Source organism: Micromonospora sp. NBC_00330 (genome assembly GCF_036136635.1).
Classification (GTDB): Bacteria; Actinomycetota; Actinomycetes; order Mycobacteriales; family Micromonosporaceae; genus Micromonospora; species Micromonospora salmantinae.
Genome location: NZ_CP108012.1, coordinates 6,797,360 through 6,822,080, shown reverse-complemented (window position 1 = coordinate 6,822,080; position 24,721 = coordinate 6,797,360). Strand labels below are relative to the sequence as shown.

Annotated in this window: 19 protein-coding genes and 3 pseudogenes; 7 read left to right on the top strand and 15 right to left on the bottom strand. The window is 70.2% G+C overall.

The genetic code is table 11. The annotated features are described in order from the left end of the window. Together sucC and OG598_RS31155 are read right to left on the bottom strand one after the other, a co-directional pair. Positions 1 to 1,179, bottom strand: a complete 1,179-nt coding sequence (gene sucC / locus OG598_RS31160; protein ID WP_091406357.1) for an ADP-forming succinate--CoA ligase subunit beta — start codon at positions 1,177 to 1,179, stop codon at positions 1 to 3. 431 nt (positions 1,180 to 1,610) lie between these two features. Continuing rightward, positions 1,611 to 2,015 carry a cobalamin B12-binding domain-containing protein gene (locus OG598_RS31155; RefSeq protein ID WP_030491849.1) on the bottom strand — a complete coding sequence of 135 codons (405 nt, stop codon included), beginning with the start codon at positions 2,013 to 2,015 and terminating at the stop codon, positions 1,611 to 1,613. A 486-nt stretch (positions 2,016 to 2,501) separates the two neighbouring features. Between OG598_RS31155 and OG598_RS31150 the strand changes: the two genes are divergently transcribed. Next, on the top strand, positions 2,502 to 3,209 hold the full coding sequence (locus OG598_RS31150) for a M23 family metallopeptidase (protein ID WP_328652176.1): 708 nt from the start codon (positions 2,502 to 2,504) through the stop codon (positions 3,207 to 3,209). Between the two features lie 273 nt (positions 3,210 to 3,482). Continuing rightward, entirely contained in the window at positions 3,483 to 4,253 is a 771-nt protein-coding gene (locus OG598_RS31145; protein WP_328652175.1) for a M23 family metallopeptidase, read from the top strand. Positions 4,254 to 4,357: 104 nt separating this feature from the next. Here the strand turns inward: OG598_RS31145 and OG598_RS31140 are convergent, their stop codons facing one another. Next, positions 4,358 to 4,720 carry a hypothetical protein gene (locus OG598_RS31140; RefSeq protein WP_328652174.1) on the bottom strand — a complete coding sequence of 121 codons (363 nt, stop codon included), beginning with the start codon at positions 4,718 to 4,720 and terminating at the stop codon, positions 4,358 to 4,360. 44 nt (positions 4,721 to 4,764) lie between these two features. Continuing rightward, positions 4,765 to 5,454, bottom strand: a complete 690-nt coding sequence (locus OG598_RS31135; protein WP_328652173.1) for a hypothetical protein — start codon at positions 5,452 to 5,454, stop codon at positions 4,765 to 4,767. Positions 5,455 to 5,583: 129 nt separating this feature from the next. Between OG598_RS31135 and OG598_RS31130 the strand changes: the two genes are divergently transcribed. Next, positions 5,584 to 6,102 (top strand): TetR/AcrR family transcriptional regulator, encoded by a 519-nt coding sequence (locus tag OG598_RS31130; RefSeq protein WP_328652172.1) that lies wholly within the window; start codon positions 5,584 to 5,586, stop codon positions 6,100 to 6,102. An 18-nt stretch (positions 6,103 to 6,120) separates the two neighbouring features. Here OG598_RS31130 and pcrA read toward each other — a convergent pair whose 3' ends face one another. After that, complete coding sequence (gene pcrA, locus OG598_RS31125; RefSeq protein WP_328652171.1) at positions 6,121 to 8,526, bottom strand: DNA helicase PcrA; 2,406 nt, start codon at positions 8,524 to 8,526, stop codon at positions 6,121 to 6,123. Between the two features lie 326 nt (positions 8,527 to 8,852). Here pcrA and OG598_RS31120 point away from each other — a divergent pair, with 326 nt between their 5' ends. After that, a complete protein-coding gene (locus OG598_RS31120) occupies positions 8,853 to 9,242 on the top strand; it encodes a chorismate mutase (protein ID WP_238668337.1) in 390 nt (129 codons plus the stop codon). Positions 9,243 to 9,411: 169 nt separating this feature from the next. On the opposite strand, the gene OG598_RS31115 is transcribed toward OG598_RS31120, so the two are convergent. From OG598_RS31115 to OG598_RS31085, 7 genes are all read right to left on the bottom strand, one after another. After that, entirely contained in the window at positions 9,412 to 10,425 is a 1,014-nt protein-coding gene (locus OG598_RS31115) for an ABC transporter ATP-binding protein (protein ID WP_328652170.1), read from the bottom strand. After that, positions 10,418 to 11,446: an ABC transporter ATP-binding protein gene (locus OG598_RS31110; RefSeq protein ID WP_328655486.1), complete on the bottom strand. Its 1,029-nt coding sequence runs from the start codon at positions 11,444 to 11,446 to the stop codon at positions 10,418 to 10,420. The genes OG598_RS31115 and OG598_RS31110 overlap by 8 nt, the downstream gene beginning before the upstream one ends. A 25-nt stretch (positions 11,447 to 11,471) precedes the next feature. Continuing rightward, positions 11,472 to 12,440: an ABC transporter permease gene (locus tag OG598_RS31105; protein ID WP_328652169.1), complete on the bottom strand. Its 969-nt coding sequence runs from the start codon at positions 12,438 to 12,440 to the stop codon at positions 11,472 to 11,474. Continuing rightward, positions 12,433 to 13,359 (bottom strand): ABC transporter permease, encoded by a 927-nt coding sequence (locus OG598_RS31100; RefSeq protein ID WP_196919739.1) that lies wholly within the window; start codon positions 13,357 to 13,359, stop codon positions 12,433 to 12,435. The genes OG598_RS31105 and OG598_RS31100 overlap by 8 nt, the downstream gene beginning before the upstream one ends. A gap of 148 nt (positions 13,360 to 13,507) precedes the next feature. Beyond that, positions 13,508 to 15,145: a peptide ABC transporter substrate-binding protein gene (locus OG598_RS31095; RefSeq protein WP_328652168.1), complete on the bottom strand. Its 1,638-nt coding sequence runs from the start codon at positions 15,143 to 15,145 to the stop codon at positions 13,508 to 13,510. A gap of 580 nt (positions 15,146 to 15,725) precedes the next feature. Then, the gene (locus OG598_RS31090; RefSeq protein ID WP_030337843.1) at positions 15,726 to 16,412 is read right to left on the bottom strand and encodes a response regulator; all 687 of its coding nucleotides are present in this window, start codon (positions 16,410 to 16,412) and stop codon (positions 15,726 to 15,728) included. Between the two features lie 2 nt (positions 16,413 to 16,414). Continuing rightward, complete coding sequence (locus OG598_RS31085; RefSeq protein ID WP_238687763.1) at positions 16,415 to 17,680, bottom strand: ATP-binding protein; 1,266 nt, start codon at positions 17,678 to 17,680, stop codon at positions 16,415 to 16,417. A gap of 155 nt (positions 17,681 to 17,835) precedes the next feature. On the opposite strand from OG598_RS31085, the gene OG598_RS31080 reads away from it, so the two are divergent. From OG598_RS31080 to OG598_RS31070, 3 genes and pseudogenes are all read left to right on the top strand, one after another. Next, complete coding sequence (locus OG598_RS31080) at positions 17,836 to 19,629, top strand: PspC domain-containing protein (protein WP_328652167.1); 1,794 nt, start codon at positions 17,836 to 17,838, stop codon at positions 19,627 to 19,629. Continuing rightward, positions 19,626 to 19,874: pseudogene (locus OG598_RS31075) on the top strand (hypothetical protein); the annotation flags it as partial. The gene OG598_RS31080 and the pseudogene OG598_RS31075, both read left to right, overlap by 4 nt. A 595-nt stretch (positions 19,875 to 20,469) precedes the next feature. Continuing rightward, entirely contained in the window at positions 20,470 to 21,723 is a 1,254-nt protein-coding gene (locus OG598_RS31070; protein ID WP_328652166.1) for a phosphatidylserine decarboxylase, read from the top strand. 57 nt (positions 21,724 to 21,780) lie between these two features. On the opposite strand, the gene OG598_RS31065 is transcribed toward OG598_RS31070, so the two are convergent. The 3 genes and pseudogenes from OG598_RS31065 to OG598_RS33600 form a co-directional block, all read right to left on the bottom strand. Then, positions 21,781 to 22,731 (bottom strand): CDP-alcohol phosphatidyltransferase family protein, encoded by a 951-nt coding sequence (locus tag OG598_RS31065; protein ID WP_328652165.1) that lies wholly within the window; start codon positions 22,729 to 22,731, stop codon positions 21,781 to 21,783. Between the two features lie 345 nt (positions 22,732 to 23,076). Continuing rightward, positions 23,077 to 23,703, bottom strand: a pseudogene (locus tag OG598_RS31060) (NUDIX hydrolase); the annotation flags it as partial. Between the two features lie 365 nt (positions 23,704 to 24,068). Beyond that, positions 24,069 to 24,281: pseudogene (locus OG598_RS33600) on the bottom strand (NUDIX hydrolase); the annotation flags it as partial. Positions 24,282 to 24,721 lie beyond the last annotated feature (440 nt).

Genomic DNA, 24,721 nt, shown 5'->3' with positions numbered 1-24,721 from the left:
TCAGACCCCCGCAGCTGCCAGCTCGGCGGCCCGCTCGGCCGCACCGTCCATGGTGTCCACCCGCTGCACGAGCGGGTTGTTCGCGCTGTCCAGGATCGCCCGGCCAGCTTCGGCGTTGTTGCCGTCGAGACGGACGACGAGCGGCTTGGTGACCTGCTCGCCGCGCTGCTCGAGCAGGGCCAGCGCCTGGATGATGCCGTTGGCGACCTCGTCGCAGGCGGTGATGCCGCCGAAGACGTTGACGAAGACGCTCTTCACGGCCGGGTCGGAGAGCACGATCTCCAGCCCGTTCGCCATCACCGCGGCGCTCGCGCCACCGCCGATGTCGAGGAAGTTGGCCGGCTTGACGTTGCCGTGCCGCTCACCGGCGTACGCGACCACGTCGAGGGTCGACATGACCAGACCCGCACCGTTGCCGATGATGCCGACCTCGCCGTCGAGCTTGACGTAGTTGAGGTCCTTGGCCTTGGCGGCCTGCTCCAGCGGGTCCACGGCGGCCTGGTCGACGAGCGCCTCGTGGTCCGGGTGCCGGAACGCGGCGTTCTCGTCCAGGCTGATCTTGGCGTCGAGCAGCAGCATCCGGCCGTCGCCGTTCTTGGCGAGCGGGTTGACCTCGACCAGGGTGGCGTCCTCGGCGACGAACGCCTGCCACAGGCCGACGGCGATCTCGACCACCTGGTCGGCGACCTCGGCCGGGAAGCCGGCAGCGGTCACGATCTCGCGGGCCTTGGCCTCGTCCACGCCCTTCACGGCGTCGATCGGGGCCTTCACGACCTTGTCGGGGGTCTCGGCGGCGACCTGCTCGATGTCCATGCCGCCGGCGACGCTGGCGATGCAGAGGAAGGTGCGGTTCGCCCGGTCGAGCAGGTAGGAGAAGTAGTACTCCTCGGCCACGTCCGCGGTCACCGTGATCATGACCTTGTGGACGGTGTGACCTTTGATGTCCATGCCGAGGATGTCGGTGGCCCGGGCCACCGCCTCATCCGGGCCCTCGGCCAGTTTGACGCCGCCGGCCTTACCTCGGCCGCCGACCTTTACCTGCGCCTTGACGACCACACGGCCGCCAAGACGTTCGGCGATCGCGCGGGCCTCTTCCGGGGTAGTGGCGACGCCGCCGGCCAGCACGGGCAAGCCGTGCCGCTCGAACAGGTCCCGCCCCTGGTACTCGTACAGGTCCACGATTGCGCGTCCCGTCCCGTCTCCGCGGCGCGCCGTCGCGCCGCCACCAGCGTTCGAAAAACAGTTTGACGCCTGTCATCAGTTGAAACAGGCCATTGGCCGCAGCCTAGCGAGGTCGGCACCACCGGCAACCGAGCGGGTGCACGGTGTGCGGTAATGCACAACCGGACATCAGGTGTGGCCGGTTTCCGGCCATGACTCGGGCGGCATCCACCGTCCGGGCGATGTTGTCCGGCTTGCGTAACCCTGCCGTGGGGGCGTCGTTGAGTCAGATGTCGGAGCGCCGAACAGCGCAAAGACGGGATACGGCCGATGCCCTGTCGGTCGAGGGGTGGCGGCGGGGCATCGTGCATAGAGGGGCCGGACGTGTGAGGGGTGCGTCCGGCCCCTCCCCCGTGCCCAAAATCGGTGGCGCAGCAGATCGGCGTGCCTCAGGAAACCGGCTGGGCCACGTTCTGTCGGACCCACTCGACAATCGCCTGGGTGGTGGCGCCCGGCGTGAAGATCTTCGCGACGCCCAGCTTCTCCAACTCGGGAATGTCGCCGTTCGGAATGATGCCGCCACCGAACACGACGATGTCGCGGGCGTCCCGCTCGCCGAGCAGTTCCAGCACCCGCCGGAAGAGCGTCATGTGCGCGCCGGAGAGCACTGACAGGCCGACCGCGTCGGCGTCCTCCTGGATGGCGGTCTCCACGATCTGCTCGGGAGTCTGGTGCAGGCCGGTGTAGACGACCTCCATCCCGGCATCCCGCAGGGCGCGCGCGACGACCTTCGCACCCCGGTCGTGGCCGTCCAGGCCAGGCTTCGCGACGACGACCCGAATCCGAGAGCTCATCAGCGCACACCTTTCACCGGCTTGACCGCCTTCACCTTAACGAACGGTAACCCGGCGGGCCGGGCCCGAGAAATCCGGGCTCTGCCACCCGTCGTTACCCGGCGTGTCCACCGCGCAACCCGGAGAGGTCCGACCTGGTGCCGTCCCGGCGTCGCCACGGCCGCGCCGCTGGCAGGGCCAGGAACACCATCCCGGCACCGTCCAGAGTCAAGCCGGACGACTCCGCCGGAACGGTCACGCTCGGCGACGAACGGGCAGCGACGGGGGCACCGTTCGGCGTCGCGATGCATGACAATCATGGACGCAAACGGACAGATCGACACGCCAATTTTTCGGTCTAGCTTGTGACTCGCCTGGCGGTTGGCTAACGTGTCCACGGTTGTCATCAGGTCCATGGACGGGTGACGACGCGGTCAGCGGACGTCTCACCGGAGTTTCGGGGGACGCCCACCGGCCGCTTCGGAACCCCGACAACGGAGGGTGTGCGTGCGCCAGCGCCTGTCGTCTGAGCCCGATCGATATCGCGGTCGCCGCCGCGTACCCACCCCACCCCGCAGCCGTTACGCCGCTGTCGTCACCACCGCGTTCGTCGGTGCCGGCATCGTGGCCCTCGGCGCGAGCGCCCTGCCGGACGCCAAGGACGTCAGCCCGACCGTCCTCGACGAGCTCAAGCAGGCGTCGGTCACCAGCCAGGACGCCGCGGCCCGTGCGGACAACGCCGACCGCGCCTCCCGGGACAGCCGCAGCAAGGACAGCGCCGAGCCCGAGGTCTGGCTGCTGCCGCTGCAGGGATACGACTTCAACTCCCCGTACGGCGTCCGCTGGGGCAAGATGCACACCGGCGTGGACCTGGTCGCCGGCGAGGGCACGCCCTACGTGGCGATCCACGACGGGTTGGTCACCAAGGCCGGCTGGTTCGGCGGGTACGGCAACGCGGTGATCGTCCAGCACGCCGACGGCAGCGAGGCCATCTACGGCCACTCCTCCGCGGTGAGCGTCAAGGAAGGCCAGCAGATCAAGGCGGGCGACCAGCTCGGCCTCGTGGGTCAGACCGGCCACGCGTACGGCACCCACCTGCACCTGGAGATCCATGTCAAGGGGCAGCCGATCGACCCGGTGCCGTTCCTCCAGGAGCGCGGAGTGGACATCAAGCTGCAAGTCGAGGCAATCTACAGCGAGGTAGCCGCCTCCTGACGATGCGTCACGACCGTTGACCGCCCGGATCTGTCGATCCGGGCGGTTTTGCATTCCACGGTCCTTGCGGATGTATCCCGGGTCACAGCGTCGAATGTGACCGACGGCACCCAGCAACATGATCACTTTTCCGGATGTAGCGCCGCACAGCGGGTCATATCCGGGCACCCGGCCGTCCACTCTCCGTCCGAGGGTTCGGTCCCCGCGCCTGCCCCGCCTCGGCCCGACACCAGTATTTCGAGGTCAAGTGCCCCTCGACTGTGAAGGTCCGCCGTGCAGGAAGACAGCCCCGTCCAGAACGAGAACACCCCCGACACCAGCGAGACCGCGCCGCCGCAGCGCACCGGCCGACGGAACCGCCTCATCGTGCTCGGGGCTGCCGCCCTGGTAGCCCTCGGCCTCGGCGGTGTCGCCGTCGCCACCAGCGGCACCGACCACCCGGCACCCGCCGCCGTGTCCCTCGACGCCCAGGCCCGGGCCGACGCCGCGAGCCGGGCCGACCGCTCGGTCCGTGAGTCGAGCACCCCGGTCGCCCCCTCGCTCAGCCCGACGCCCAGCCCGTCGGCGGTCAGCGCCAGCCCGACCCCCGCGAAGACGGCCGCCGCGAAGGCCAAGCCGAAGCCGAAGAAGACCACCAGGCCCACGCCCGCCTGGGTCGACCCGATGCCGGGCGCAGCCGTCACGTCCTGCTACGGGCAGCGCTGGGGCACCCTGCACGCCGGTATCGACCTGGCGCTGCCCTCCGGTACGCCGATCCACGCAGCGGCCGCCGGCACCGTGACCCAGGCCGGCGACGCCTCCGACGGGTACGGCAACTCCGTCTTCATCGACCACGGCAACGGCTACCTGACCCACTACGCCCACCAGAGCCGCATCGCGGTCACCGTCGGCCAGAAGGTCAAGGCCGGCCAGGTCATCGGCTACGAGGGCGCCACCGGCGACGCCACCGGCCCGCACCTGCACTTCGAGGTGCACCAGGGCATGTGGAACCAGATCGACCCGGCCCCGTTCATGCGGGCGCACGGCGTGGACCTGGGCTGCTGAGCCAGCGGGCGAGGATCGCGGCGTGGAGCTGAGCGCCGCGGTCCACCGCCGACCCTCGGGCATGCGGTCCACACGGCCGCCGCTCACGGCGACCGGCGCGCCGTTCAGGCGTGGGCCTGGGCGCGCGCCGCGCGGCGTTGCGTCGGTGATATCAGGCACCAGGTCAGCAGCACTGCCGGTGCGATGTGCAGACCGGCGCCAAGCCAGTCCGCGGCACCGAAGATACCGCTGAAGATCAGGGTGACGATGATCGCCGCCGGCACCACGTGCATCACGATGTTCGGCAGCAGGAACGGCCGCATGACTGGGTCCTCGCGGCTACTGATGATCCAGTTCATCATCCCGACGACCACCAGATCGGTGCCGAGCGCCCGTGCCACCAGCAGCGACCGGGCATCCGGGTGGTCAGCAAGGCCGGTCCCGGGCGCGATGAGCCACACCGCACCCAGGACGACGATGTCGAGCACCGCGACAGCCTTCAGAACAAGCGACAGTTTCACGGAGACTCCCCTCACCACTTAAGCGGGACGCGCATCCCGTTACAGTGGACGATACGGGACGTGCGTCCCGCTTGTCCAACCACTTTGGACACCGCTGTGAGCGCGAACCCGAGGGCTGCGCCAAGGACGGCGAGCGTGATGAGGCCGGCATGACCGAGCGGCTCGGTGACGTACGCGCCGAGCAGCGCCCCCGCCGCGACCAGGACGGCCACACCGGCGCGCCGGACCGGCGCGTTGGAGTCCGGCAACCGGGCGGAGCGCAGCAGTCGGGCGAGCCGCCAGGCCACCGGCGCGGCCAGGCCCAGCGTTGCCGTGCCGATCCCCTCGAACACCACGTCATCGGGGACCGCGAAATTCAACCCACCGAACACCTGCCGCAACCTGTCATCGGGCATGCCCACGACGTGGAACGCGAGTTTGAGGGCGTGGTTGAACCCACCCTCAACGAGGCCGGCCAAGCCGACGAACGCCACGGCGACCACTATCGCGCCGGTGGAGAGCGCCAGGCGGCTGCCGGTGCGGGCATGTCGCGCGAGCAGCTCCAGTGCCAGCACCAGCAGGAGCCCCAGCGGCAGCAGACCGACGAGTCTGACCGGGGTGCCGTACCGGGCCGCGCCGTAGGCGTGCTCGACGACGAACGCCACGTACAGCGCGATCAACCACCGACCCAGGTCGCGTGGCGCATGCGGATGTTCGGACAATGTGCCCACCACCTATAATCGGAACCGCCATCCCGCTTGACCATACGGGATGGCCATCCCGTTTAGGAGTCTGAGATCGCCGAGCAACGCAAGCCGCGCGCCGATGGCGTACGCAACCGGGCGAAGGTCTTGCACGCCGCGATCGACGCGTTTGCCACGGATGGGCCGGCGGTGCCGATCCACGAGATCGCCCGCCGCGCCGGTGTCGGCACCGGCACCGTCAGTCGACACTTCCCGACCAAGGAATCGCTCTACGAGGCGATCGTGCAGAGCGTGGCCAAACGCCTGGTCAGCCGGGCGACCGAGCTGCGTGCCACTCGCGAGGCGGGCCCGGCTCTGTTCGAATTTCTCGCCAGCATGGCAGCCGAGGGCGCGACGAACCGCGCACTGGCCGACGCGCTCTCGGGTACCGGATTCGACATCGCCGCCGCGGCGGCAAAGGGCGAACACGACCTCAATCACGTTCTGACCGAACTGCTCAGCGCCGCTCAGCGCGCAGGCGCGGTCCGTCCCGACGTCGACGCCGCCGACCTGAAGGCGTTCCTGGTCGGTTGCGCGGTCCGGGAGCGCGACGCCGCTGCCCCGGCGGCCCGAGACCGAATGCTCACGATCGTCCGCGACGGCCTGAGCACCGCGCGGCGACCATGATCTCCAGGCGTGCCGGGGTCAGAGCTTGTCGACCGGGGCGTGTCGGAGCACCAGCCACATGGTCTGGTCGCCGAAGTCGATCTGCGCGCGGGCGCCCGGGCCGTGCCCCTCGACGGCGAGCACCCGACCCAACCCGTACCGCTGATGGTTGACCCGGTCGCCCGCGGACACCTTCGGCCCCTGCGGCAGCTCGCTGGCGGTGGTCAGCCGGCTGGCGTCCACGCCGAGCCGCTGCGCCAGCTGCGCCGCCTTCGGCGTACCCCCGGTGAAGTTGCCACGCACGCCGGGCGCGCGGTCCGCGCGGCCACCGACGCCACCGCCCCCGCCAGCCCACGAGGTGTACGACCCCTCGGTGCGCTCCCAGTGCACCAACTCGGTCGGCAGTTCCTCCAGGAAGCGCGACGGCGGGTTGTAGGACGGCTGCCCCCAGGCCGAGCGGGTCACCGCCCGGGACATGTAGAGCCTCTGTCGGGCACGGGTGATGCCGACGTACGCCAGTCGGCGCTCCTCCTCCAACTCGCGGGTGTCGCCCAGCGAGCGCAGGTGCGGGAAGACGCCGTCCTCGAGCCCGGACAGGAAGACCACAGGGAATTCCAGCCCCTTGGCGGTGTGCAGCGTCATCAGGGTGACCACGCCCTGATGGTCGGGGTCGTCGGAGGGGATCTGGTCGGCGTCGGCGACCAGCGCCACCTGCTCCAGGAAGCCGGCCAGGGTGGCCCGCTCCCCCTCCTCGCCCAGCGCCTCGATCCGCTCGGTGTACTCGCGGGCAACGCTGACCAGCTCCTGGAGGTTGTCCACCCGGCCGGCGTCCTGCGGGTCCAGGCTCTCCTCCAGCTCGGTGAGGTAGCCGGAGCGGGTCAGTAGCGCCTCCAGCACCTCCTCCGGGGTGCCGGTCTCGGCCAGCTCGCGGGCGCCGTCGAGCAGGCCCACGAAGTCGGCGATGCCGTTGGCCGCCCGGCTGGAGATGCCCGGCGCCTCCCGGGCCCGGCGCAGCGCCGCGCCGAAGGAGATCCGGTCGCGGCTGGAGAGCGCCTCGACACATGCCTCGGCGCGGTCACCGATGCCCCGGCGCGGAGTGTTGAGCACTCGCCGCAGGCTCACCGTGTCGTCGTCGTTGACCACCGAACGCAGGTACGCCAGGGCGTCGCGGACCTCCTTGCGCTCGTAGAAGCGCACCCCGCCGACCACCTTGTAGGGCAGGCCGACCCGGATGAACACCTCCTCGAAGACGCGGGACTGCGCGTTGGTGCGGTAGAAGACGGCGACGTCGCCGGGGCGGGTCTCGTCGGCGTCGACCAGCCGGTCGATTTCCCGGGCCACCCAGTCGGCCTCGGCGTGCTCGGTGTCGGCCACGTAGCCGACGATCTGCTCGCCGGCGCCGGCCTCGCTCCACAGCCGCTTCGGCTTGCGGGAGGTGTTGCGGTCGATCACCGCGTTGGCAGCGTTGAGGATGGTCTGGGTGGAGCGGTAGTTCTGCTCCAGCAGGATCGTCCGCGCGTCGGTGAAGTCCCGTTCGAACTCCAGGATGTTGCGGATCGTCGCACCCCGGAATGCGTAGATCGACTGGTCGGCGTCGCCGACCACGCACAGCTCGGCGGGCTCCAGCCCGTCGGTGCCGGAAACCAGCTCCTTGATCAGGACGTACTGGGCGTGGTTGGTGTCCTGGTACTCGTCCACCAGCACGTGCCGGAACCGTCGGCGGTAGCTCTCCGCGACGTGCGGGTGGGACTGGAGCAGGTGCACCGTGGTCATGATCAGGTCGTCGAAGTCCAGGGCGTGTGCCTCACGCAGCCGGCGCTGGTAGAGCGTGTACGCCTCGGCCAGCGCCCGCTCGTTGGGCCCGGTGGCCCGCGCCGCGAACTGCTCCGGGTCGACCAGCTCGTTCTTGAGGTTGGAGACCTGGGCGGCCAGCCCACGCGCCGGGTAGCGCTTCGGGTCGAGATCGAGCTCGCGGGTGACCAACTGCATCAACCGGCGGGAGTCGTCCGCGTCGTAGATCGAGAACGTCGACTTGAGGCCGGCGTGCTCGTGCTCGGCACGCAGGATCCGCACGCAGGCCGAGTGGAACGTCGACACCCACATCAGGCGGGCCCGAGGGCCCACCAGAGCGGCGACGCGCTCCTTCATCTCGCCGGCGGCCTTGTTGGTGAAGGTGATCGCGATGATCTCACCGGGGTGCACGTCCCGAGCGGCGAGCAGGTAGGCGATCCGGTGCGTGAGCACCCGGGTCTTGCCGGACCCGGCGCCGGCCACGATCAGCAGCGGCGAGCCGGCATGGCTGACGGCGTCGCGCTGCGGCCCGTTCAGCCCGGCGAGCAGTTGCTGCGGATCGAGGCGCGCGGCGGCCGCCCCGGGTCGGTGCGGGCGGGCCGGCGCGGACTCCGGCGCAGGCGGGGACGCGGGGATGTCGAAGAGAGGATGCATCGCCCGACAAGTCTATGCCGCGGGCCGGACACTGCGCCTCTGGCGCTCAGCAGCTCGTGCCCGACCGCGCGCACCACCAACCGGCACGCCCACCGGGGGTACCGGTGCCCTTCGCGACGCGGAATGCTTGCGCACCCGGCAACGACGTGGGCATACTCGACGGCGTGATCGCTGCGCGCTTCTACTTTTACTATGGCACCGGGAGTCCGGCTGCCGTAGGTCGCGCCTGATCGATTCAGACCTGCTAAAGCCCCGGGCTCCTGGAGTCCGGGGCTTTTTCCGTCCCAGGTTCCGGGCACCGGGCACCACAGTGCGAGAGGTACCCGATGATGACAGACGTGATGGAGCAGAGCGGCAGCCCGATCCGACCGGGGCAGCCCGCCGCGCAGGGCGCTGAGCCGGCGGTGGCCACACCACCGACGGGTGCGGACGCCGAGCCGGCCGAGCAGCAGACCGGCACCCAGGAGCCGTCCGCCTCGGCGCGGATCGTGCAGATCAGGGAACGGATCGACGAGATCGACCACGCGTTGATCACGCTCTGGCAGGAGCGGGCCGCGTTGTCCCAGGAGGTCGGGGTGACCCGGATGGCGTCCGGTGGAACCCGCCTGGTGCTCTCCCGGGAACGGGAGATCCTGGAGCGTTTCCGGGTCGCGCTCGGCGCCGACGGCACCCAGTTGGCCCTGCTGCTGCTCCGCGCGGGCCGCGGCCCGCTGTGAGCCGCCCCAGCCCGCGCTGAACCGGGCCACGGTCACCTGGTGAGCCGCACCGCCCGTCGTGCTTGCTGACGCCGCGTGGGCGGCCAGGCGCCGCGCGGCCGATCCGGGTCACTGACAGACGAAACCGCCTGCCGTCGTCGTGGTGACGGCGGCAGGCGGTTTCGGTGACTCACACCTCGTGGGTGGCGACGATCTCGCGCTTCTCCGCGAAGTGGCAGGCGCTCGGGTGGTCCGAGTCCCGACGGATCTCCAGCAGCGGGACCTGCTCGGCGCAGACGTCCTGCGCCTTCCAGCAGCGGGTCCGGAACCGGCAGCCTGAGGGCGGGCTGATCGGCGACGGCACGTCACCCGTGAGCCGGATGATCGTCTTGTTGTTCCGCTGCGTCGGGTCCGGAACCGGCACCGCGGAGAGCAGAGCCTGGGTGTACGGGTGGGTCGGTCGCTCGTAGATCTCGTCCTCGGTGCCGATCTCGACGATCTTGCCGAGGTACATCACCGCGACCCGGTCCGACAGGTGGCGGACCACCGACAGGTCGTGCGCGATGAAGACGTACGAGAGACCGAACTCGCCCTGGAGCTGCTCCAGCAGGTTCATGACCTGGGCCTGGATGGAGACGTCCAGAGCCGACACCGGCTCGTCGCAGACGATGATCTCGGGCCGCAGGGCGAGCGCGCGGGCGATGCCGATGCGCTGACGCTGACCGCCGGAGAACTGGTGCGGGTACCTGTTGATGTGCTCGGGGTTGAGCCCGACCAGGTCGAGCAGTTCGCGGACCTTGGCCCGGCGGCTGCCCTTCGGCGCCACCTCCGGGTGGATCTCGAACGGCTCACCGAGCAGGTCACCGACTGTCATCCGCGGGTTCAGCGAGGTGTACGGGTCCTGCATGACCAGCTGGATCTGCCGGCGCAGACGCCGCAGCGCCCCGCCGGACAGCTTGGAGATGTCCTGACCCTTGTAGACCACTTTGCCCGCGGTCGGCTTCTCCAGGTTCATCAGCACCCGGGCGAGCGTCGACTTGCCGCAGCCGGACTCGCCGACCACACCGAGCGTCTCACCGGCGCGCAGACCGAACGAGACCCCGTCGACCGCCTTGACCTGGCCGACGGTCTTCTTGAACACCACACCCTGCGTGACGGGGTAGTGCTTGACCAGGTCATTGACCTCGAGGATGTTCTCAGACACGGTTCACCAGCTCCTCGGCGAAGTGGCAGGCGCTGGCCCGGGCGGGGCCGACCTGCAGCAGCGGCGGGACCTTCTCCCGGCACACCGGCTGAGCCATCGGGCACCGCGGGTTGAACGGGCAGCCCGGCGGGATGTTCATCAGGTTCGGCGGGAGGCCCTTGATCGTCCGGAGCTGCTGCCCCTTCTCGTCGAGGCGCGGGATCGAGTCGATCAGACCCAGCGTGTACGGGTGCGCCGGCTTGGCGTACAGCTCGTACACGTCGGCTTCCTCGACGATCCGGCCCGCGTACATGACCGCGATCCGGTCCGCGACGTCGGCGACCACACCGAGGTCGTGGGTGATCAGGATCATGCCCATCTGCCGTTCGCGCTGAAGCTCGGCCAGCAGGTCCATGATCTGGGCCTGCACCGTCACGTCGAGGGCGGTGGTCGGCTCGTCCGCGATCAGCACCTCGGGGTCGAGTGCCAGCGACATCGCGATCATCGCGCGCTGGCGCATACCGCCGGAGAACTGGTGCGGGTAGTTGTTGAACCGACCCTTGGCGTTCGGGATCTTGACCTGGTCGAGCATGTCGATCGCGCGCTTCTTGGCCTCGGCGCGGCCCATGCCCCGGCGGACCCGGAACTGCTCGGCGATCTGGAACCCGACGGTGAAGACGGGGTTCAGCGCGGAGAGCGCGTCCTGGAAGATCATCGCGATGCCCTCGCCGCGGATGCGGCGCCGCTCCTCGTCGGACATGCGGAGCATGTCCTTGCCGTGGAAGCGGACCTGCCCACCGGTCACGAACCCGGGCGGCGTGTCGAGGATGCCCATGATGGTCTGCGCGGTGACGCTCTTACCGGAGCCGGACTCGCCGAGCACGGCGAGGGTCTCCCCCGCGTCGACGTGGTACGTGACCCCGTTGATGACCTTTGCGACGCCGTCCCGGGTACGGAACTCCACCCGCAGGTCGTCGACCTCGAGCAGCCGGCCGGAGGGACGCCGGGACCCGCCGGGTCCCGGCGCTGACTGCTCGGACACGAGAATGTCGGACACTGGATCTCCCCTAGCGGAGTTTCGGATCGAGGGCCTCGCGGACCGACTCACCGAGCATCACGAAGCTCAGCACTGCGGTGACGAGGAACGCGGCGGGGAAGAACACCAGCCCTGGCGCGACCCGGACAAAATTCTGCCCATCACTGATCATGATGCCCCAGGACACCACCGGCGACTTCAGACCGACGCCGAGGAACGACAGGGTGGCCTCGGCGCCGATGAACGAGCCGACCATGATCGTGCCGTAGACCAGCAGCGGGGCCAGGCAGTTCGGCAGCAGGTGCTTGAGAATGATTCGACCGGTGCCGGCACCCAGCGCGCGGGCCGCCACGATGTAGTCGGCCTCCTTGGTGGCGAGCACCGAGGAGCGCATCAGCCGCATCACGACCGGCCAGCTCAGCACGATCAGCGACGCGGTCACCAGGCCCATGATCTGGGCCTTGCTGTTGCCGGCGCCCGACCCGTTGAAGGTGGTCAGGATGACGATCGCGCCGAGCACGAACGGCAGACCGAAGAAGACGTCGGCGATCCGGCTGAGCAGTGCGTCCACCCAGCCACCGCGGTAACCGGAGATGATGCCCATGGTTCCGCCGATGAGCAGGGTGCCCAGCACGGAGAGCACGGCGACCACGATGGAGGCCCGTGCGCCGTAGATGACCCGGGCGTAGACGTCGCGGCCCTGCACGTCGTAGCCGAACCAGCCATCGGCGGACGGCTTGTCGAGGCTGCGGGAGAGCGAGCCGTTGACCGCGTCGCCCGGGGCGAACAGCGCCGGGAAGGCCGCCATCAGCAGGAAGATCACGATCAGCGTGGCCGAGATCCAGAACAGCGGCTTGCGCCGCAGGTCCCGCCAGGCGTCGCCGAGCAGGCCGCGCGGCTTCTCGTTGCTCTGCGGCTGGCCCGCGGTGGCGGGGGCGGCGGAGTCGGTGGGGTGTGCGCCAGGGGTACTGACGATCGATGCGGTACTCGGGTCACTCATAACGGATCCTCGGGTCCAGGGCGGCGTAGAGCAGGTCAACCAGCAGGTTCATCACGAGATAGACCAGCACCAGGACGACCACGATTCCTACCACCGTGGCGCTTTCCTTGGTGATGATCGCCCGGAAGACCTGGCGGCCGATTCCGTTGATGCCGAAGATTCCCTCGGTGACGATCGCGCCACCCATCAGGGCACCGAGGTCGGTGCCGAGCAGGGTCACCACCGGGATGAGCGAGTTGCGCAGCAGGTGCACACCCACCACCCGGCGCATCGGCAGGCCCTTGGCGATGGCGGTACGCACGTAGTCCGCGCGACGGTTCTCCGCGATGCTCGTTCTCGCCACCCGGGCGATGTACGCCACCGACGCGCTGCCCAGCACGAAGCCCGGCACGATCAGCTCGGACCACCGCATCTCGGAGGAGACGGTCGGCTTGATGATGCCCCACTGCACGCCCAGCAGCCACTGGAGCACGAAGCCGACCACGAAGACCGGCAGCGCGATCAGGAAGAGGGTGGAGACCAGGACCAGGTTGTCCAGGAAGCCGTTACGCCGCAGGCCGCTCAGCACGCCGGCGCCGAGGCCGATGATCGCCTCGATGGCGAGCGCCACGAGGGCCAGCTTCAGCGTGTTCGGGTACGCGGTCAGGATGATGTCGCTGATCTCGCGTTGCTGGAACGTCTGACCGAAGTCGCCCTGGAGCAGGTTCTTCATGTAGTTGCCGTACTGCACGAAGACGTTCTGGTCGAGGTGGTACTTCTCGGTCATGAAGTTGATGTACTGGTCCGGGCAGCGACGCTCGCCGCACTTACCAGCGAACGGATCGCCCGGGACGGCCCAGACGAGCCAGTAGATCAGGAACGTCGTACCGATGAAGACAGGCACGAGTTGGAGCAGCCGTCTCAACAGATAACGGCCCATGGGATGGTCCTCCAGACAGGGGGCGCGTCGGACGGCCGACACGGTGGTGACAACGTGCGAGTGGAGTGTTGTAACACCCAATCGCGGAACGGCCCCGGGTCGGGCTCACCGGATGTGGCGAGCCCGACCCGGGGTCAGACCGTTCGGATCAGAGCTCGACCGAGGTGATGTCGATCTCGCCGACGTTGTTGATCTCGAGCTTCTTGATCTTCTCCGAGTGGCCGGACTGCTGACCGTAGAAGTAGACCGGGATGCTCGGGACGTCCTGGTCGACCTTCTCGACCGCCTTGGCGAACGCCTCGTGCGAGGCCTCCAGGCTCGGAGCGCCGCTGGCCTGCTTGGCAAGGGCGTCGACCTCGGGGTTGGTGTAGAGGCCGTCGTTCGAGGAGCCGTTGGTGACGAACAGCGGGTTCACCCAGTTCTCGACGTCCGGGTAGTCCTGCTGCCAGGCAGCACGGTACGGGCCCTTCATCGCGTGGGCGTTGATGTTCTGGCGGAACACCGCGAAGGTCGGCACACCCTCGGCCCGAGCGTTGATGTTGAGGTTGGTCTTGACCTGCTGCGCGACGGCGTCCATCCAGTCCTTGTGGGCGGAGTCCGCGTTGTAGTAGAAGACCATCTCACCGGTGAAGCCACCGGCCTCGGCGAGCAGCTGCTTGGCAGTGGTCGGGTCGAACTTGCAGGCGGTGCAGTTGCCCGGCTTGGCGCCCGGGGTCAGCGGGTTCGCCCAGCTGTCGGCCGGCTTGCGGGTACCGAAGAAGATCTTGTCCGAGATCTCCTGCCGGTTGACCGCCAGCGACACCGCACGACGCAGCTTCGGGTTCTGGAAGCGCTTGTCGTAGATCGGGAACGCGATGAACGCGGTCGACGGCGTGACGGTCGAGCGGCCCCGGTCAACGAGGTCGGTCTTCCACTTGTCACCGGCGAGCGCCGAGGTGGGGACAACCTCCATGAAGTCGAGGTTGTTGGCCAGCAGGTCGGCGTAGGCGGCGTTGTCGTCCTGGTAGAGCTTGACGTCGACGTCCTTGACCTTCATCTTGTCGCGAAGGTTGTAGTCGTCGAAGCGCGTCAGCTTGATGAGGGCGTTGTCGTCCCACGACACGAACTTCACCGGGCCGTTGCCGATCGGCTTGCGGCCGAACTCCTCGGGCTTCTGGGCGAAGAACGCGTCCGGCAGCGGCATGAAGGCGCTGTAGCCGAGCTTGGTCGGGAAGACCGCGGTCGGCGCTGCCAGGGTGACCTCGAAGGTCTGCTCGTCGATGACCTTCAGGCCGGACATCTCCTTGGCCGACGGGGCGGGAGCCTTCTTCGGGCCCTCCGCGCCATCCGGGTCCGAGGTGTAGGTCTGGTCGAAGCCCGCGATGTCCGCGAAGAAGGTGCCGTTCTGCGCGCCGTTCGGCGAGTAGGCGGCCCAGTTCCAGGCGTCGACGAAGTTCTTCGCCTTGACCTCGGTACCGTCGTGGAACTTGGTACCGGCCTTGATCTTGATCGTGAAGACCTTGGAGTCCGTGGTGTTGATGGACTCCGCCAGCGCGTTACGCGGGGCCCCACCGTCGTTCGGGTACTCGACCAGGCCGGTCCACAGCCAGTCGATGATCTTGCCGCCGCCGGTCTCCGTGGTGTTCGACGGGACCAGCGGGTTCTCCGGCTGGACGCCGTGAACAACGATCGAGCCGTCCGCGCTGGCGGCAGTGTCGCCGTCACCGCCGCTCGAGCAACCGGTCGCGACAAGCGCGACAGCCGCGCTGAGCGCGATGGCGCTCGTCGCCCGCTTCGAGACTCTCATTCCGAGGGGCCTCCTCTTTCTAACCAGGTTCCGTCGTGGGTTTCACGCACGTTTGGGGGTGACACCGCCCGACCACCCCGGGGCGCGGGTCGCCGGGACCACAGGGAAGTTGGGGACACCCCTGATGTTCCGATCCGCCGGGCTCCCTCACCAAAGAGGCGCGGCACGACGCAATCGACACACCCACGGGCCGCCGGGATCGGCAGAATCGTGGACGTGGGGCGTACGGAGTGCCACACACCGATGGTGAGGTGCTGCCACTGTGACACCCACTGGCCTCTTCCGTGAAGGTGCCGTTATCAAGCCGTTAGTTGCCCGCCACGTTGCCGATACTTGAAAAATGATCATAAAACGCCCGACGCGGGCGGCACTGACCAGGAAATACGTTGCGCCACCCGAGCAACGGGCCTCGGCCCGTGCGCGAGCCCCGAGGTCACCCGAGCGCTGTGGGACGTCCGTCACCACTCACGTTTCGACCCATCCGGATGAGGGCCCCCACGGCTACCCGGGCACGATCACCGGCTGGGTGTACGAGGGCGCGCCGGACGTTTCTCTGATCCTCGCCGGTGCCGACGCGCCGTCACACGAGGCGGCGATCCGCCGCCCAACGGGAAAGTTCGTAGCGGTTGGACATCTGAAGCTTGCGCAGCACGTTCGACACGTGCGTCTCCACCGTCTTGATGGAGATGAACAGCTCCTTGGCGATCTCCTTGTACGCGTACCCCCGGGCCAGCAGCCGCAGCACCTCCCGCTCACGGTTGGTGAGCTGGTCCAGCTCCGGGTCGGCAACCGGCGCGTCCGGCCGGGCCGCGAAGGCATCCAGCACGAACCCGGCCAGCCGAGGGCTGAACACCGCGTCCCCGTCGGCCACGCGACGGATCGCGGCAGCCAACTCGTCCGGGGAGATGGTCTTGGTGACGTACCCGCGGGCACCGGCACGGATCAGCCCGATCACGTCCTCCGCCGCGTCGGAGACGCTCAACGCGAGGAACTTGACCTGCGGGTGCGTACGCCGCATCGCCTCCAGCACCGCGCGACCGCCGCCGTCGGGCATGTGCACGTCGAGCAGCACCACGTCCGGGCCGACGGCGGCGATCCGGGTGACCGCCTCGGCCACAGTGCTCGCCTCGCCCACCACCTCGACGTGGGCACCCAACTCCGCGCGCACCCCGGCTCGGAACATGGCGTGGTCGTCCACCAGGAACACCCGCAGCCGCTCGGGGCGGGCATCCGCCGGGTCGAGGTGCTCGGTCGACTGCTCGGCCATGGTCATCTGTTCCTCTCCGCTGCGGACGAGTCCCGGGAGATCGGCAGGATCAACCGGACCTCGGTCCCCTCCCCCGGGCCGGACCGTATTTCGGCCCGTCCGCCGTGCCGCTTCATCCGCCCGATGATCGAGCCGCGTACGCCGTGCCGGTGGTCCTCCACGGTATCCGGATCGAAGCCCTTCCCCCGGTCCCGGACGAAGACACTGACCTGATCCGGTTCCACCTCGGCGTAGAGCGACACGGTCTGCACGCCGGCGTGCCGGGCCGCGTTCACCAACGCCTCCCGCGCGGCAGCGACCAGCGCCCCGACCTTCTCGTCGGTCTCCCGGTCCCCCACCACCACCGTCTCCACGCTGATGGCGAAGGTGTCCTCGACCTCGGCCGCGGCCTGCTCCAGAGCGGCGGCGAAGCGCTCGCTCGGCGAAGCGGTCGGCTTGTAGAGCCAGTTGCGCAGCGAACGCTCCTGCCCTCGGGCCAGCCGCTGCACCGTCTTGACGTCGCCGGCGTTGCGCTGGATCAGGGCCAACGTGTGCAGCACCTGGTCGTGCACCATCGCGGCCAACTCGGCCCGCTCCTGCTCGCGGATGCGCCCCTCGCGCTCCGAGCGGAGCTGGCTGTACGTCCGCCAGAGCACCGGCGCGGCAACCACGCCGACGCCCGCCAGCCCGACCAACGCGAAGATCACGCCATTGATGACCGCGTCGAAGTTCTGTGCCGGCGAGTAGACGGCAGCGACGCCGATGATGCCGACCGCGACCAGCACTCCCCCGCCGATGAACCGCAGCACGAAGGCCCGCCGGTCGCTCTCCTCGACGACCGCGCCGAGCCAGGGCACCGGCATCGCTTCGCCCCACTGTCGCCGCCGCTCGGGCGCGGACTGGTGCCAGATGACCCCGGCGCCGACCGCGATGATGGCCACCAACCAACCGGCTGTGCCTGCCGCGCCGACCGAGTCGAAGACCATCACCTGGATCAACAGGACGCCGAGCCCGATCCCCACGAACGGCAGGAGTTGGGCGACGTCCCGCCGGGGCGGCACCGCGGTGTCACCGGGACGCAGCGGCACCACCGCCCAGAAGGCCGCGTAGAGCAGCAGGCCGAGCCCGCTCAGCCCGAGCAGGACCATGAACGCGACGCGCACCCGCAGCACCGAGATGCCGAGATGGTCGGCGATACCGGCGGCGACGCCGGCGGCCATCCGGTGCTCCGGGGCGCGGTAGAGGCGCGGGGGCGAGGTCACGGTGCTGATCGGAGGCTCCCTGGTCACTGTGGCGGACAGGTCGAGGTCGGTGACTCGATCGTCACACGCTGCGGCGTCCGCGACCACGGGGACGCCCCCGACATTCCGGCCGCCGGATCTCAGGGTGGGGTCAGGGTCGGGTCCTGAGGTCGTTCGGGTGGACCGGGCAGCAGGATCGAAGCATGACCGAGGAAGCTGCCCCGCCGCCCCGACCGGGGTCGGCACAGCCGGGCGGTTCAGCACCGCCCCCGCCCACCACCACGCCCGCCGAATGGACCGAGCCCAGCACGTTCGATCCGCACGCCGGCACCGACGCGACCGCCGGCACCGCGCCCAACGAGCCGGCCGACGGCTACGCGCCGCCCACGGCGGGCTACGGCCCAGGCCCGGGGTTCGCGGCGGGCACCGGCTACGGCCCGGGCGGCACGCCACCCGGGCCGGGTGGTCCCGGTCCGTCCGCGCCGCCACCGCCGCTGGGCGGCACCGGCTTCACCTCGCGGTACGGGCTGGTCCGGCCGCGCGAGGGGCGGTATCTGGCCGGTGTCTGCGCGGCGATCGGGCGGGCCACCAACACCGATCCGGTGCTTTGGCGGGTGCTGCTCGCGGTCCTCGGGTTCTTCGGGGGCATCGGCATCCTGGTGTACGTCGCCGCCTGGCTGATCATCCCGAACGAGGGCGACACCGCGTCCCCCGTCGAGTCCATGCTCGGTCGTGGTCGCTCCAGCATGTCCCCGGTGACGGTGATCGTCCTGGGCATCCTGGTCGCGGCCAGCTTCGCGTACATCGTCACCGACGCCTTCCGCGCGGTGCTGCTCGGCGCGGCCATCCTGGTCGCCGGCGCGCTCCTGCTCAACCGGGACGGCCGCAATCCACGGCCCGGCACGCCGGGTGGTCCGCCGCCCGCCGCACCGCCCGGGAATCCGGCCGGGCCGGTCGTCCCACCGGTGACCTGGCCCGCACCGTCCTACGGCGCGGCGCCGTCGACCGGCCCAGCGGCGACACCGCCGATGTTCGGCACCGCTCCGGGGTACGCCACCGCGACGACGGGGGCGACGCCCAGCGTCACCATCCCGGCGTACGACGCGCCTCCGACCAGGGCGACGCAGCCGGTGTCCGGGGCCGGCCCGGTGTCCGGGCAACCGGCCGGCACGACGGCTGCCCAGCCCGGCTGGCCGAGCACCGCGATGCCCAGCGCCGGCTGGCCGTCGCCACCGGTGAGCAGCGCACCCGCCGCCCCGGCCGGCTATCCGACCGCCCCGCCACCCTCCGGTTACCGCCCTCCGTTCGCGCCGCACGGCCCGTACGCTTCGCCGACACCGGCCCCGCCTCCTCCGCCCAAGCCCCCGAAGCCGCCGAAGCGCCCCAAGGAACGGTCGCCGCTCGGCGCGGTGACCTTCTCGCTGATCTTCCTGGTGCTCGGTCTGGTCGCCCTGCTCGACCTGCTGGACGTCTTCGCCATCAGCGCCTCGGCGTACTTCGCGGCCGCGCTGGCCACGATCGCGCTGGGCCTGCTGGTCGGCACGTGGTTCGGGCGGGCACGCTGGCTCATCGCGCTCGGTCTGGTGACCGCGGCGGCGCTGGGCACGGCGACCGTCGCCGAGTCCTACGACCGGATCCGGGGGGTCGACGGCGCGGTGACCTGGGCGCCCACCGACTACCGCGACCTGGCGGACCGGTACGAGAACAGCTTCGGTGACGCCGTGCTCGACCTGCGCGGGATCGACTTCGCGAAACGGGACAGCCAGGTGACGGTGGCCGTCAACTTCGGCAAGGCGACAGTGGTCGTGCCGCCGAACGTGGACGTCACCACGGTGGCCGACGTCAACGCCGGTGACGCCACCGTCTTCGGCAACCGCTCCGGCGGGCTGGACGGCCGCCTGCGGGAATCCACCGACGTCGGCGCGGACGGGCCCGGCGGCGGGACCCTGCGCCTCTACATCCATGTCAATGCCGGCAACCTGGAGGTGACCCGGTGAAGGCTCACCGCACGGATCTGGTGTCGTTCGCCTTCGGGCTCGTGTTCCTGGCGCTGTCCGCCTGGTGGCTGCTCGCCCAACTGCTCGGGCTCGCGCTGCCGCCGGTCGGCTGGTTCCTGGCCGGCGCCCTCATCCTGATCGGGGTCTTCGGGCTGGTCGGCGCGCTGCGCTCGGGCCGACCGAACCAGCCGGAGCCGCTTGCCGAGGCCGGGGCCGCCGAGTCGGTCGCCCCCGTCTCCGGCACGTCCGTCTCCGGCGCACCCGTCTCCAGCGCACTCGTCTCCAGCGCACCCGTCTCCGGCGCCGCCACGTCGACGTCCGGCACGGCCCTGCCGGTCTGGGAAGCCGAACGGTCCACCTGGGACACGCCTTCCTCGGACCCGACGCTCGTCTCGGACCGAACGTTGGAGACGCCGACCACTGAGGTGCGGGCGCAGGACGTGCCGGCCACCGACGTGATCCACCCGGCCTGGCTGGCACATGCGCCGTCGGAGTCGCCGACCGAGCCCATCTCCGGCAAACCCGGCAACGGAGACGACGAGCCGACCGTCGGAAACCTCGACCGCCCGGTCTCGTCGGACGGGCACGAGCCGACCCGATCCGACCAACCGGTCGAGGCCCTCGGCGACCAGCCGGGTGACGAGCGGGAGGGTCCGCGCAGGGAAGCCTGACCTCGGGCAGCTGTCCGCGTCGGTCCACCGCATCCCCACGGCGGTGCGGCCGGCGCGGACGGACGCATATGCTGGCTGGTGGAGATCTCGCCTCCGCCGGCCGGCCCGTCCCGCCCATGGCGGTCCCGCCGCGATTCCCGTCTCTACCCCCGTCAGGAGCCCGCCCGACATGACCCAGTCCCCCGCCGTGCGTACCACCGGCCGGTCCGGTCCGGTCCGCATCGGCGAGCGAGCCGCCCGTACCCTCGTCGCCGAGCTGGCCCGGATCAACGACCCCAAGGCCGCCCTGCTGGTCGGGGTGACCCCGGACTCCGCGGTGCTGGCCGCGGCGGTCGATGCGCTGCTCCCCGGTGACCGGCTCACCGTGGTGCCCGCCGAGCCGTTCGGCGCTGCGGCGCTGCTCGAGCACGTCACAGCCCAGGGCCGCTGGGTCGCCGACCGGGTGAGCGTCGTCGACTCGCTGGCCGAAGCCGAGGCCGCCGCTGTCGTCATCGCCGGTGAGGCGTTCACCGGCACCGCCGAGGCCACCCGCAGCGGCGTCGAGGGGTTGGCCAAGTACCTCACCGACGGGGCGGTGCTGAGCGTGGCGACCGTCGCCACGCCCGGCCGCACCGAGGGTGCCGCCGCCGAGCTGGCTCGACAGGACGCCCTCTACGGCGTCGGCGCCGATCTGGTGCTGCGTAACTCGCCACCGGTGCGGGTCTACCGACTGCGGTTCACCCCGGCCAGCCCGGCCACTGCCGACAGCCTGGCCCCCGCGTACCGGCCGTCGAGCGTGCCGGTGACCCGGGGCATGCACATCGACTCCAACGGCGTGGCCGCGGCGGGCATCGCGCTGGGCCTCGCGGCACTGGCCCGGGTGACGCGTCCGTCGTCCAAGTTGTGGCTGCTGCCGGCCCTGGCCGCCGGGCCGGTCGCCGCGTTCTTCCGGGATCCCGAACGGGACGTGCCGGAGGACCCGAGTGCCGTGGTCGCCAGCGCGGACGGAAAGGTCCTGTCGGTGCAGCGGCTGCACGACGAGCGCTTCGGCGACGGCGAGTGGCTGCGTATCGCCGTGTTCCTGTCGGTGCTGGACGTGCACGTCAACCGCACCCCGGTCGCCGGCAAGGTGGTGGACTACTTCGTCGCCGATGGCGGCTTCGTCAACGCGATGAAGCCGGACGCCGAGCACAACGTCGCCGCGTACACGGTGCTGGACACCGCTCGCGGCACGGTGGTGGTCGCGCAGCGGACCGGGCTGATCGCCCGCCGGATCGTGCAGCGCGCGCCGATCGGCGCGCTGCTGGCCAAGGGCGAGCGCTTCGGGCTGATCCGGTTCGGTTCCCGGACCGACGTCTACCTGCCCGCCGAGGCCGCGGACCCGCTGGTCGGGCCGGGCGACAAGGTGGTCGGCGGGTCCACTGTCATCGCCCGCTGGCGCTGACCCGCAAACGAGGAACGGGGCGCCGCTGTCCGCGGCGCCCCGTTCTTTCTGCTCACATCATGCGGTACGACGTTGCCGCAGCCAGAGAACCGGCCCGCTGACCAGGTAGCCCACCACGATCAGGGCGAACGTGAGCCGGATGTCGACCAGCGCGCCGATCACCGGGGCCAGCCAGAGCCACGGCGGCAACTTCACCAGGCGGGCGAGCTTGGCGTACGGGAAGCTCGAAACCATCGCGAAGGCCAGCAGCGCCACCCCGGCGACCAGCACGGCACCGGGCACCGGCAGACCGATCGCCACCGTCACGGCGAGCACCGCGGCCGCCATGGTGGTGGGCACCCCGCAGAAGAACCTGCCGTCCTTCGGCGAGACGTTGAAGCGGGCCAGTCGAATCGCGGCACACGCCGCGACCAGGGCGCACGCCACCGCCGCTGCCGCCGTGGAGACGGAGCCGGCGAGCGAGGCGTAGACCACTACCGGCGCGGCGAGACCGAACGAGCACATGTCGGCCAGGGAGTCCATCTGTGCGCCGAACGGGCTGGCCACCCCGAGCCGTCGGGCCAGCGCGCCGTCCAGACCGTCGAAGCCGACGCACGCGATCAGGCAGAGCGCCGCCATGCGCACCTCGCCCTGCATGGCCAGGAAGATGGCCAGCATGCCGAGCATCAGGCTGGCCAGCGTGCAGGCGTTGACCAGGGCGAACTTCATCCGGCGCGCCATGGTGCGCTCGCCGGGAAGCAGTGGGATCGAGTGGGCCTCGTCGGTCTGCGTCATTGGCGGCATCGCCGGACTGACCGGCATGACCGCGTCGACGTGGGCTCGGTCCAGGCCCAGTGTCGGGTCCACGCCCAATGTCGGCCGGCTGAGCCGGTCCAGGCCGTAGCGACGGCGCTGCCGATCGGCGTACCGGTGCTCGGTCGGGGCCAGGTCGGTCGGGTGCAGGTCGCCGTCGCGGCGACCGACCCGGACCAACAGCACCTGGCGGGCGAACGTGCTGCTGCGGCGCAACCGGCCCGCCCAGCGACGCCCTGCGGGGCGCGGACTGTCAGTAGTACGACGCCGGCGCCATGGGGCTCTCGGCACGTTTCCTCCATCACCGGATCTGCTGACCGCCAAGTGGCGGGTGTCCGGCTGTCTCGTGCCGGACCTTGCATGGCCCGGCAGCCGTTTTGCGGAGTACACCATCGCATAGGGGAACATGGCTTGGCGATAGCTGCCGGCGGTACTTATATCTGGCTTAAACCGCTCGAACCGCTCGCTTGTTCCCATCCCGGGCTTCATCGCCCGTTTCCTCCATCATTCCCGCCATTGACTGTACCGGAGGGTCACCAAGTCGGCTCATCGAGCGGGGTGCTATCGGCCACTCTGTCCGATTGCCACGGCAGCGATGTCGCTCAACGGCAGGTCAGTCGCCTCTTCGCGGGTGAACCACCCCGCCCTCGCCGTCGACCCTCCGGTGGACTCGGTGACCACCGCGTCGGTGGGTACGTCCACCAGCACCCGATAGATCACCCGTACGCCATGCCAGTCCAAAGGTCGGCCCTCCGGGCCCAGCGCGGCGGGATTGTGCAGATTGTTGACGCCGAGAAGCTCCACGACCCGGCCCACCTGCCCGCCCTCCTCGACCAGCTCCCGCAGCAACCCGGTGGCTGGCTGCTCGCCGTGATCAGTGCCACCACCGGGCAGATGCCACAGGCCGGCCCCCGGGTAGCCCTCCGCGATCTGGGTCAGCAAGATCCGCCCGGCAGGGTCGGTGACCAGCCCGTACGCCCCGAAGCGCAGCCGACGGTCGGGGTGCTGCGGCGGGAACAGGTCCCGCGAACGGTGCGCTGCCGGCGGCAGTGGGGTGACCGGCAGGCCGAGCGCCTCGGCGGTGAACGGGGGCAGCGGCAACTGCGCCACCTCCGCCAGCGACAGCCAGCAAGCTTGATCGACCAGTCCAGCCCCGACGCCCCGCGACCCGCCCCCGAGCCGCGCGCTCTCAGACCCCGCGGCCTCGGGCCCCGCGGCCTCGGGCCCCGCGGCCTCGGGCCCCGCGGCCTCGGGCCCCGCGCTCTCGGGCCCCGCGGCCTCGGGCCCCGCGGCCTCGGGCCCCGCGGCCTCGGGCCCCGCGGCCTCAGGCCCCGCGGTCTCAGGCCCCGCGCCGCTGGGAAGCGCGCCCTTGTGCGACGCCCCATCGGCCGGTGCGCCGTTGGAGAGATCGTCCTCGCGTGACCGCCGCGTGGACAGTGCGCTCTCAGACCCCGCACCGTCGGACAGCGCGTCGCGGGGAGCGCTGAGCTCGAACAGAAGCCGGTCGGTGTGCAGCGCGGCCCTGCCCTCCGGAGGTTGGCCACATCGGCGACCACCGCGAGTAGTCGCGTGACCGCGACCGTCAGCCCGGCCTGCTCGGCGACCTCGCGGACCACGGCGCGCTCCGGGTCTTCGGCATGCCCGACGGCGCCGCCGGGCAACCGCCAGGCCCCGGGAAACTCACCCTCCGCCCCGTCTCGAACCACCAAGACCCGGCCCGAGTCCCACAGAAGCCCGTAGGCCCCGACTCGCCGCGTGAATTGCACCTTTGCTCGCCCCCCGCTTCGCACCCACAACTATTGATCATGAAGTTATCGCCATCCATCTCGCGTTCCGACAATAACTTCATGATCAACGCGAGGCGGTTCACGGGGAACCCGCCGAGCTTGGCGAGCCGGCGCGTTCGAGCCGAGGTAGCCGGCCCTTGACGACGACCGATTAGCCCCTCAAGACCCCTTCAGCCTGCTTTGCGGCCAGCCCGCTTCATCCCATTAACCCTCATTGTGGAGTCCATTCGCGTCGCGGGAGTCGAGACCAACGCTTGATCAACTCGGGTTCAAGGAAGGCGCGGTATCCCGGGCGCCGGAATACCGCGCCTTCAAGGAACCCGAGTTGATCACGGGCTGAAGGCACCAACCTCACAGAAGCCCGATGACCCCTTGGGTGGCGCTCAGAACCCCCGCCCCGGGGGCCCGGGCGGAACCCT